Here is an 8,222-nt window from a genome sequence, read left to right as displayed (position 1 = left end):
CCCTGCCGCCCCCCCCCCCCCCCCCCCCCCCCCCCCCGACCCGGCCCGGCCGCGGCTGATCGCGACCGAGGCCGGGGTCGGCTACCGGCTGGTGGTGGAAGGCTGACCGTCGAGCCGGCAGGCCCCTCCCGAGCGATCGGAAGGGGCCTGCTCCGTCAAGATCTAGTGCCGTGCGGTCGATCCCGACGCATGGAGACGGGCGTCGCGTGCAGCCAACGTGAACACCTTGGCGGAGAGATTTCTCGGTCCGCGCAGGGCGAGGTCGGATAGCGACAGGATGCCGATGATCCGTTTCTGCCGGCTGAGCACCGGCATGTGGTGGATCTGCTTCTCTTCCATCCGCGCGAGGGCGTCGTCGACGCTCTCATCCTCGAAGCACCAGGTGATGCCTCTGGTCATCACCTGGTGCGCCTTGTCGGCGTTGCAGTCCAGCCCTTCGGCGACGCCGCGGCAGACGAGGTCCCGATCGGTGATCATGCCGATCAGCCGGTCGTTCTCGCCCACCGGCAGGCAGCCGATGGCGTTGTCGCGCATTCGTCGCGCGACCTCCGCCAGCGAAATGTCGGGGGTGATCCACTCCGCATGCGGAGTCATGGCCTCACGAACAAGCATCATGACCTCCCGGGCGAAACGCCCTGGAAATACGGCTGCGCGGTGGCGCTCATCCTGCGCAGTCTGTTCGGGACGCCGGTGCGCCCGGATCCCGGCTCATCTTCGGGATGGCCGCGCCGGATCCTGGGCCGGACGGTCCGGCCCTGCCGGAGGAGGCGGGGCGCCCCAGCGCTGCTCCGGCCGGACGATACTACCGCATCCCGGGCTTCGGACCAATGCGGCCGTGGTCCTCGAGCTACCGCTGGTCCTGGTCCAGCCAGCGCGGGCGGGTCTTCTCGCCGATCATGCAGTCGGTGCCGCCGGACTGGGCCGGGATGAAAGCGGCCGGCATCGCCTCCGGCGCCGCGCCGGCGATCTCCAGCACCAGCTTGCGCCGGATCGCCTCGGCGAATTGCTGCGGGTTGCGCACCGGTACGGTGAAGGCGCCGGGGCCGCCGATGACGCAATCGCGGTAATAGGCGTCGAGCATGTCGGGCTCCGGCAGGCCGCCGAAGCCGCCGCGCTTCAGGATCACCGGCAGGCCGTTGATGGTGATGCCCTTCGCCAGCGCGATCTCGCGGGCGCCCGACACCGGCCAGCCGGCGTTGTTCGGCCCGTCGCCGGAGATGTCGATGGCGCGGCGGATGCCGTCATAGCCGTTGTTGTCGAACAGCCCGGCGGAGAACAGAAGAGCGCCGGAGATCGAAGTGCCGCGCCGCATCACCGTGCCGAAGGTCTCGGACAGGTCTGCCGCCGCCGTGCGGGCGGCTGCGGCGCCGTCGATCAGGCGCCAGGGCAGGATGACGGCCTGGGAGTTGGCGCCGGCCCATTCGACATAGGTGATGGCGATGCGGCCGTGCACGCCGGAGGCGATGGCGTCGATCACCTCGGGATGGGTGAGGGCGCTGACATAGCCGTCGCGCTGCAGCGCCTGCTCGTCATCGTCCATCGAACGCGAGACGTCGACCGCGAGCACCAGCTCGAGATCGACCGGCTGGTCCTGGGCCGCCGCGGGAGGCGTGGGCAGGAGCAGGGTGAAGGCCAGACCGAATCCGACGATGCCGAAGCGCATTTCGCCCCCCAGTGTCAGCCGCCGAGATGATTTCGATGTGGGAACGATCCGGCCTGCTGTCACCTCCGCCGACCGGCTGTTTTTCGTCCGGCGGGTTGCAAACCGGCCGCGGTTCCCCTATATCCAGCGTCGAGATCGGTTTCGATACGATCCGCGCCGACGTTCCGAGGAACGCGCCCGGATCCCCCTCCCAACCATGATCCGAACGATAAGGCAGGCGCCTCGCCTGTCGATCGCGCTTTGCGCCGTGACAGGCAGGCCGATGGCCCGCGCATCGCGGTTTAAGCGATATTGAGTGCAACGAGGCCCCAAGGGCCCGAACCGTAAAGAACAGACATGAAGACCGTACAGATCAAGACACTACCCCGCCGCCGGCGTCGTCCGATGCAGCGGCTGGCAACCACCCCGCTGCGGCAGCCGGCGCACAAGGCAGAGCTGTCCCGCGCCGAGATTCGTCAGATCGTTCTCGACATTCTCGGCTGAAAGGCGTAACCCCGCCCGATCTTTCAGTGAAAGGCCTTTGCCCGATGCAGGTGCTCGTCCGCGACAACAACATCGACCAGGCGCTGCGCGTCCTCAAGAAGCGTATGCAGCGCGAAGGCATCTTTCGCGAGATGAAGCAGCGTCGGAACTACGAGAAGCCGTCCGAGCGCCGCATCCGCGAGGAAGCCGAAGCCGTTCGCCGCCAGCGCAAGGCGCTGCGCAAGCGGATGCAGATCCAGGGCTACTGATCCGGCGAACGGGGCTTCGGCCCCGACCGGTCGTTCCGATGGATGAGACCAGGGGCCTTCGGCCCCTTGTTTCGTTGCGGTAACGCCATCTCCGGCTTGTGTCCGGCGCCGGGCTGTGCGGTGATCCCCGACCCGGGGTGCCGCGCCCCTGACGAACCGGGAGGCCGACTGATGGATCTCTCTGCTTTCAGAAATTCCCTGGACCAGGACCAGCCGCCGGCGACTCTGCCGCCGGCGCTCGCCGCGCTGTGGTGGGATGCCAAGGGCGATTGGGACCGGGCGCATGGCTGCGTCGATTCCGAGGACGGCGCCGACGCCGCCTGGGCCCATGCCTATCTGCACCGCAAGGAAGGCGACCTCGGCAATGCCGGCTACTGGTACCGCCAGGCCGGCAAGCCGATGTCCTCCGCCAGCCTGGAGCAGGAATGGGCGGAGATCGCGTCGGCGCTGGGCTGAGGCTCAGCCCGCCCCGTCCGGCACCAGCACGATCTTGCCGGTGACGCCGCGGCTCTCCAGCCGGCGATGCGCATCGGCGCCGCGCGACAGCGGGAACACCTCGATCTCCGGCAAAGCGATCTCGCCGGCCCGCAGCGCAGCGAACAGCGCTGTGGCGCGGGCCAGCCGGCTGTCGCGGCTGTCGAGATGGTCCCACAGGTCGCCCCCGACCACCGCCTTCGACTGTTCCATCAGTTGCCGCGGATCGATCGCCGGCGGGTCGCCGCCGGCGGTGCCGTAGGCCACCACCGTGCCGCGCGGCCGGGTGGCGGCCAGGCTGTCTGCCAACGTCGCGCCGACCGAATCATAGGCGATGTCGACGCCGCCATCGCTGAGCCGGCGCACTGCCGCGACCCAGTCGGCGGCATAGGTCAGGCCGTGGTCGGCGCCCCGGGCCATGGTGATCGCCGCCTTCTCGGGCGTCGAGGCCAGGGTGATCACCATGGCGCCGCGCCGCTTCGCCATCTGCACCAGCAACTGCCCGACCCCGCCCGCCGCGGCATGGACCAGCACCCGGGCCCCGGTGCGGACCGGGGCGCTGTCCACCACCAGATACTGCGCCGTCAGCCCCTGCAGCAGGATCGCCGCAGCATCGCGATATCCGATATCGTCCGGCAACGGGATCGCGCGCTCGACCGGCACGGTCACGCGGGTGGCGTTGGCGAAGGGCACGTCGGCGAAGCCGATGCGGTCACCGAGGCGGACGCCCTCGACCCCGTCGCCCAGCGCCACCACCTCGCCCGCGCCTTCATAGCCGGCGATATACGGTGCCTTGCCGGCCAGGCGGTAGTGGCCACGGCGGCGGTGCAGGTCGGCGAAGTTGAGGCCGGCCGCGCGCAGCGCCAGCTGGATGTGGCCCGACGGCACCGGCGGGTCCGGCAGCGTCCGGATCTCCAGCACCTCGGGGCCGCCGAACCGGTCGAACACCAGCGCTTCCATGATCTCGTCTCTCCGCAGCCGCCGGTCATGCCGGCCTCGGTTCCATCTACTATAGTGGAAAGTTCCATCATAGTGGAAAGATGGCTTGACGGGCGGATGCTGCCGCCGGACAAGCGGATGGCTGCAACGACGGATCGACCATGCCCTTGATGGACCCCTCCGGCCCGCCGGAGATCGACCTGGCGGAGACCGTGCGCCGGTTGCGTGCCGACCGGGGCTGGACGCTGGAGGAGGCGGCTGGCCATACCGGCCTGTCGCGCTCGGCACTGTCGAAGATCGAGCGGGGCGAGATGTCGCCGACCTTCCAGGCGATGCAGAAGCTCGCGCGTGGTTTCGAGATCGAGCTGGCCGCGCTGTTCGGCCCGGCCGATTCGCCCCTGCGCGGCCGCCGCATCGTGGTGCGGGCCGGCGAGGGGGCGGCCACCGAGATGCCGAACTACCGCCTGCGCCTGTTCGGCGGCGCGCTGCGCAACGCGCCCTTCCTGGCGTCCGAGGTCACCCTCCGCGCCCGGTCCCTCGACGATTTCGAGGACTGGGAGCGGCACGACAGCGATGATTTCCTCTATGTGCTGGCCGGCCGGGTGACGCTGTTCACCGAGCATCACGGCCCGGTCGAACTCGGCCCCGGCGACGCCACCTATTTCGACGCCCGCATCGGCCATGCCGCGATCGCCACAGGCGAGGGCGAGGCACGGGCGCTGTGGATCACCGCGCCCGCGCGGTAGGCCGCCCAGTCACAGCGCGATCAGCGGGCGGCCCGCCATCGCCTGGGCGAAGGCGGCGAGGGTGACCAGGACATAGAGGGCCGACACCAGCCAGACCGCCGGCCGCGCCCGCATCGGCAGGGCTGCGGCCAGGCCGGCGCCGGCCAATGGCAGCAGCTGCTGGGCGTGGATGCCGAGGAAATGCGGCACCCGCAGGTCGCCGCCGGTGGCCGACCAGCCGAGCAGCGGCAGCCCGGGGTGGTCGGGGATGCCGCCGACGGCATGGCCGCCATGGGTGGCGATGGCCACACCGGCACCGACTCCGAGGACGAAGGTCAGCACCAGCCCCAGCACGATCGCCAGGCGCAGCGCCGGGGACAGCCCGGTGCCGTGCCGGGCGATCTCGCGCGCCAGCGGCAGGGTCGTCGCGGTCAGGGCCACGGCGCCGATCCCCATCAGCGCGAACATGACCGTGTGGAACGGCGTCGACTCGTTGAAATGCGAGGGCTGGCCGAGGGCGCCCTGCAGGGTGATGTAGCCCAGCTCGAACGTGCCGGCGCCGATGAGGGTCCAGCGCGCGGCGCGGATCGGGGCCGCGCGTCGCTGCGCCGCGGGCAGATCGCCGATGAACCAGGCGCTGGTCAGGGCGAACAGCCCGACCGAGAGCAGGAACTTGACCGGCTTGGCCCAGACGTCCTCGCCGTGCAGTTGGCGGGCGTCGAGCACCCAGGCGACGCCCAGGACCAGGGCGAGCGCGAGCAGGGCCAGGCCGAAGCCGGCCAGGATGGGGTCGCGGCGCCGGACCGCCCGGAGCAGGGCCGACGGCCCACGGATCGGGTGGCGCGGCAGCGGATCGAGGGCCAAAGAGGACATGGTCATGTCTCCGCGACGAGGCCCGGCGCGCGGCGGCCGAAGCCGGTCCGTAGCAGCGCGAAGGCCAGCAGGCCGACCGGGCCGAACAGGAAGGTCAGCGCGAAGCAGGGCAGAAGCAGCAGGTGCGGCAGCCCGGCCCGCTCTCCCTCGCGGGCGATCCAGGCGCCGACGAACAGGTCGAAGGCCAGGTAGTGCAGCCAGCCGGCGACCAGCATGCCGGGCGAATCGAACAGCGCGCGCACCGCGGCGATCGAGCCGTAGCCGCCCTGGGCCGAACCCCAGCTGGTGGCGACCAGGCCGAGATAGGCGGCGGCGAAGAGCAGCGGCACCGCCAGCCCGGCCGCGGTCCGCAGCCGGGCCTTGTGGCGCGGCAGCAGCGGTGCTGTGGCCAGTGCCAGCCAGCCGAGGATCGCGAGCATGTTGCCGCCGCGGAACAGCAGGTCGAGCACGGCTTCCTCCTTGTCTGAACAGTGTTAAGATGAGACGATATCATCTGATCTGAACACTGTAAAGTTTGAGTGGCCGATGCCGGACGAGACGACGCGGGAGCGGTACCATCACGGAGATCTGCAGCGGGCGCTGATCGCCGCGGCCGAGGCGATCCTGACCGAGCGCGGGGTCGAGGGCTTCACGCTGCGCGAGGCGGCGCGCCGGGCCGGGGTGTCGGCCGCTGCGCCGGCGCATCATTTCGGCAGTGCCGCGGGGCTGCTGACCGAGGTGGCGCTGCTGGGCTTCGAGACGCTGACCCGCTTCCTGCGCGAGGGGGCAGCGTCGGGCGGCACCGATCCCGCCGCCCGGCTGCACGGGCAGGGGATGGGCTATGTCCGCTTCGCCCGGGCGCATCCGGCGCGGTTCCTGCTGATGTTCCGCAAGGACCGGCTGAACTGGGACGATGTGCGTCTTCGCGCCGCCGGCCAAGCCGCCTTCGCCGAGCTCGAGGACGCGGTCCGGGCCTATCGCGGCGTCGCCGCCGGCCGGCCGCTCGACCGTGCGGCCCTCACCACCGTGCTGGCCGCCTGGTCGGTGGTGCACGGCTTCGCCCATCTGGCGCTGGACGGCAAGCTCGACGGCATCGGTGAGGCGCATGGGGCCGGCCCGCTCGACGACGCGATCCTGCCGGAGATGCTGGCCGGGCTGTGGCCGGCGCCGGCGCGATAGGCCGGCCTCAGCCGGTCATCAGCGTGTGCACATGGGCGGCGGTGGACAGGGCCAGGGCACGCAGGTCGTAGCCGCCCTCGAGGGTGGAGACGATTCGGCCGCCGCAATGCCGGTCGGCCAGGCGCATCAGCTCCAGCGTCGCCCAGGCGAAATCGCCCTCATGCAGCTCGAGATTGGCCAGCGGGTCGCGGGCGTGGGCGTCGAAGCCGGCGGAGATCAGCAGCAGCTCCGGCGCGAAGGCGTCGACCGCCGGCAGCACGATGCGCTCCATCGCCCGGCGGAACTCGGCCCCGCCCGACATCGGCGGCAGCGGCGCGTTGAGGATGTTGCCGGCCACCCCGGTCTCGTCCTCGGAGCCGGTGCCGGGATACAGCGGCGACTGGTGGGTCGAGGCGTAGAACAGGTCGGGCTCGGACCAGAAGATGTCCTGGGTGCCGTTGCCGTGATGGACGTCGAAATCGACCACCGCGATCCGGCCCAGACCATGCGCCAGCCGGGCGTGCATGGCGGCGATGGCGACGCTGTTGAACAGGCAGAAGCCCATGGCCCGCGCCGTCTCGGCGTGGTGGCCCGGCGGCCGTACGGCGCAGAAGGCGTTGCGCGCCTCGCCCGCCAGCACTGCGTCGACCGCGGCGCAGCCGGCCCCGGCGGCCCGCAGCGCGGCGGCGCCCGACCCCGGCGACAGCACGGTGTCGGCGTCGATCGGCTGCAGCCCGCTTTCCGGCACCGCAGCCAGCAGCCGGCGGACAAAGGCGTCGGGATGGGCGCGGGCGACCTGCTCGATCGTCGCCTCCGGCGCCTCGCGCCGCTGCAGCAGGGCGAAGGCCTCGTCTTCCAGCGCGGTCAGCACCGCCCGCAGCCGGTCGGGCCGCTCGGGGTGGCCGGGGCCGGTGTCGTGGCCGATGCAGGCCGGGTGGGTGAAGAGCAGCGTGTCCATGCCCTATCCTGCCTTGCGGATGCTGTAGCGGGTGACGCCGTCGGCCTCGTCGGCGACGGCGACCAGGACATGGCCGGTGGCGTCGCAGAAGGCCGGGAAATCCTTGCGCGCCGCGGCGTCGGTGGCCAGCACGTCAAGCACCTGGCCCGGCGCCAGCCCCTGCAGCGCCTTGCGCGCCTTCAGGACCGGCATCGGGCAGATCAGGTCGCGCGCGTCGAGATCGAGATCGGCCATGATGAGTCAGACCCTAGCGCGGGCGGCGGCCGTGGCCAACGGTTCCGGCCTCAGCTTTCCGCCAGGCGGAAGGCGGCCAGCACGGCCAGGCCCCAGCCCAGGATCAGCAGCACCCCGCCGATCGGGGTGATGGCGCCGAACCAGCGCGGCGCGCCGAAGGCCATCAGGTAGAGGGTGCCGGAGAAGATCGCGGCGCCGACCAGGAAGGCCCAGCCCGCCCAGCGCAGCGGCCCCGCCATCCCCAGCAGGGCCAGGGCCAGAAGCGCCACCGCATGGACCAGCTGGTACTGCGCCCCGGTGTGCACCCAGCCCAGCCGCTCCGGCGCCGCCGCTGCCATGCCGTGCGCGGCGAAGGCGCCCATCGCCACCGCCACCATGCCGTGCAGCCCGGCCCCGATCAGAAGCACCCGGTCGATCATCCCGTTCTCCTCGAATCCCCCCCACACCCACCCCCCCCCCCCCCCCGCGGGGCCCCCCCACCCCCCCCC

13 protein-coding genes are annotated in these 8,222 nt (G+C 71.5%); 5 read left to right on the top strand and 8 right to left on the bottom strand.

Annotated elements, in window-relative coordinates; genetic code table 11:
• Window positions 1–162: 162 nt before the first annotated feature.
• Entirely contained in the window at window positions 163–615 is a 453-nt protein-coding gene (locus tag AAHM41_RS37285; RefSeq protein WP_342241697.1) for a CBS domain-containing protein, read from the bottom strand.
• Window positions 616–847: 232 nt separating this feature from the next.
• On the bottom strand, window positions 848–1,663 hold the full coding sequence (locus AAHM41_RS37280; RefSeq protein WP_342241696.1) for a DUF1194 domain-containing protein: 816 nt from the start codon (window positions 1,661–1,663) through the stop codon (window positions 848–850).
• Window positions 1,664–1,999: 336 nt separating this feature from the next.
• Between AAHM41_RS37280 and AAHM41_RS37275 the strand changes: the two genes are divergently transcribed.
• The 3 genes from AAHM41_RS37275 (at window position 2,000) to AAHM41_RS37265 (ending at window position 2,850) form a co-directional block, all read left to right on the top strand.
• Complete coding sequence (locus tag AAHM41_RS37275) at window positions 2,000–2,146, top strand: hypothetical protein (protein WP_342241695.1); 147 nt, start codon at window positions 2,000–2,002, stop codon at window positions 2,144–2,146.
• A 44-nt stretch (window positions 2,147–2,190) separates the two neighbouring features.
• Entirely contained in the window at window positions 2,191–2,394 is a 204-nt protein-coding gene (gene rpsU / locus AAHM41_RS37270; protein ID WP_225767343.1) for a 30S ribosomal protein S21, read from the top strand.
• A 171-nt stretch (window positions 2,395–2,565) separates the two neighbouring features.
• Complete coding sequence (locus AAHM41_RS37265) at window positions 2,566–2,850, top strand: hypothetical protein (protein WP_342241694.1); 285 nt, start codon at window positions 2,566–2,568, stop codon at window positions 2,848–2,850.
• 3 nt (window positions 2,851–2,853) lie between these two features.
• On the opposite strand, the gene AAHM41_RS37260 is transcribed toward AAHM41_RS37265, so the two are convergent.
• Window positions 2,854–3,828: a quinone oxidoreductase family protein gene (locus AAHM41_RS37260; RefSeq protein WP_342241693.1), complete on the bottom strand. Its 975-nt coding sequence runs from the start codon at window positions 3,826–3,828 to the stop codon at window positions 2,854–2,856.
• Between the two features lie 140 nt (window positions 3,829–3,968).
• On the opposite strand from AAHM41_RS37260, the gene AAHM41_RS37255 reads away from it, so the two are divergent.
• Complete coding sequence (locus AAHM41_RS37255) at window positions 3,969–4,553, top strand: helix-turn-helix domain-containing protein (RefSeq protein ID WP_342241692.1); 585 nt, start codon at window positions 3,969–3,971, stop codon at window positions 4,551–4,553.
• Window positions 4,554–4,562: 9 nt separating this feature from the next.
• Here the strand turns inward: AAHM41_RS37255 and AAHM41_RS37250 are convergent, their stop codons facing one another.
• Together AAHM41_RS37250 and AAHM41_RS37245 are read right to left on the bottom strand one after the other, a co-directional pair.
• Entirely contained in the window at window positions 4,563–5,405 is an 843-nt protein-coding gene (locus AAHM41_RS37250) for a hypothetical protein (RefSeq protein ID WP_342241691.1), read from the bottom strand.
• Between the two features lie 2 nt (window positions 5,406–5,407).
• Complete coding sequence (locus AAHM41_RS37245; protein ID WP_342241690.1) at window positions 5,408–5,854, bottom strand: ABA4-like family protein; 447 nt, start codon at window positions 5,852–5,854, stop codon at window positions 5,408–5,410.
• A 76-nt stretch (window positions 5,855–5,930) separates the two neighbouring features.
• Here AAHM41_RS37245 and AAHM41_RS37240 point away from each other — a divergent pair, with 76 nt between their 5' ends.
• A complete protein-coding gene (locus tag AAHM41_RS37240) occupies window positions 5,931–6,563 on the top strand; it encodes a TetR/AcrR family transcriptional regulator (RefSeq protein WP_342241689.1) in 633 nt (210 codons plus the stop codon).
• 7 nt (window positions 6,564–6,570) lie between these two features.
• Here the strand turns inward: AAHM41_RS37240 and AAHM41_RS37235 are convergent, their stop codons facing one another.
• From AAHM41_RS37235 to AAHM41_RS37225, 3 genes are read right to left on the bottom strand one after another with little or no spacing between them, the layout of a single operon-like run.
• Complete coding sequence (locus tag AAHM41_RS37235; RefSeq protein WP_342241688.1) at window positions 6,571–7,500, bottom strand: histone deacetylase family protein; 930 nt, start codon at window positions 7,498–7,500, stop codon at window positions 6,571–6,573.
• 3 nt (window positions 7,501–7,503) lie between these two features.
• Window positions 7,504–7,734, bottom strand: a complete 231-nt coding sequence (locus AAHM41_RS37230) for a sulfurtransferase TusA family protein (RefSeq protein WP_342241687.1) — start codon at window positions 7,732–7,734, stop codon at window positions 7,504–7,506.
• A 50-nt stretch (window positions 7,735–7,784) separates the two neighbouring features.
• Window positions 7,785–8,153 carry a DUF423 domain-containing protein gene (locus AAHM41_RS37225; protein ID WP_342241686.1) on the bottom strand — a complete coding sequence of 123 codons (369 nt, stop codon included), beginning with the start codon at window positions 8,151–8,153 and terminating at the stop codon, window positions 7,785–7,787.
• Window positions 8,154–8,222 lie beyond the last annotated feature (69 nt).

It is taken from the genome of Inquilinus sp. OTU3971, assembly GCF_038440215.1.
The sequence above is the reverse complement of the archived record's forward strand: the minus strand, read 5'-3'. Positions and strand labels throughout refer to the sequence as shown.

What these genes read in the sequence shown, in the direction of transcription:
- AAHM41_RS37250 (WP_342241691.1), bottom strand. Translation starts at nt 5,405, where the DNA reads ATGTCCTCTTTGGCCCTCGATCCGCTGCCGCGCCACCCGATCCGTGGG.
- rpsU (WP_225767343.1), top strand. Translation starts at nt 2,191, where the DNA reads ATGCAGGTGCTCGTCCGCGACAACAACATCGACCAGGCGCTGCGCGTC.
- AAHM41_RS37260 (WP_342241693.1), bottom strand. Translation starts at nt 3,828, where the DNA reads ATGGAAGCGCTGGTGTTCGACCGGTTCGGCGGCCCCGAGGTGCTGGAG.
- AAHM41_RS37235 (WP_342241688.1), bottom strand. Translation starts at nt 7,500, where the DNA reads ATGGACACGCTGCTCTTCACCCACCCGGCCTGCATCGGCCACGACACC.
- AAHM41_RS37280 (WP_342241696.1), bottom strand. Translation starts at nt 1,663, where the DNA reads ATGCGCTTCGGCATCGTCGGATTCGGTCTGGCCTTCACCCTGCTCCTG.
- AAHM41_RS37285 (WP_342241697.1), bottom strand. Translation starts at nt 615, where the DNA reads ATGATGCTTGTTCGTGAGGCCATGACTCCGCATGCGGAGTGGATCACC.
- AAHM41_RS37275 (WP_342241695.1), top strand. Translation starts at nt 2,000, where the DNA reads ATGAAGACCGTACAGATCAAGACACTACCCCGCCGCCGGCGTCGTCCG.
- AAHM41_RS37225 (WP_342241686.1), bottom strand. Translation starts at nt 8,153, where the DNA reads ATGATCGACCGGGTGCTTCTGATCGGGGCCGGGCTGCACGGCATGGTG.
- AAHM41_RS37265 (WP_342241694.1), top strand. Translation starts at nt 2,566, where the DNA reads ATGGATCTCTCTGCTTTCAGAAATTCCCTGGACCAGGACCAGCCGCCG.
- AAHM41_RS37255 (WP_342241692.1), top strand. Translation starts at nt 3,969, where the DNA reads ATGCCCTTGATGGACCCCTCCGGCCCGCCGGAGATCGACCTGGCGGAG.
- AAHM41_RS37230 (WP_342241687.1), bottom strand. Translation starts at nt 7,734, where the DNA reads ATGGCCGATCTCGATCTCGACGCGCGCGACCTGATCTGCCCGATGCCG.
- AAHM41_RS37240 (WP_342241689.1), top strand. Translation starts at nt 5,931, where the DNA reads ATGCCGGACGAGACGACGCGGGAGCGGTACCATCACGGAGATCTGCAG.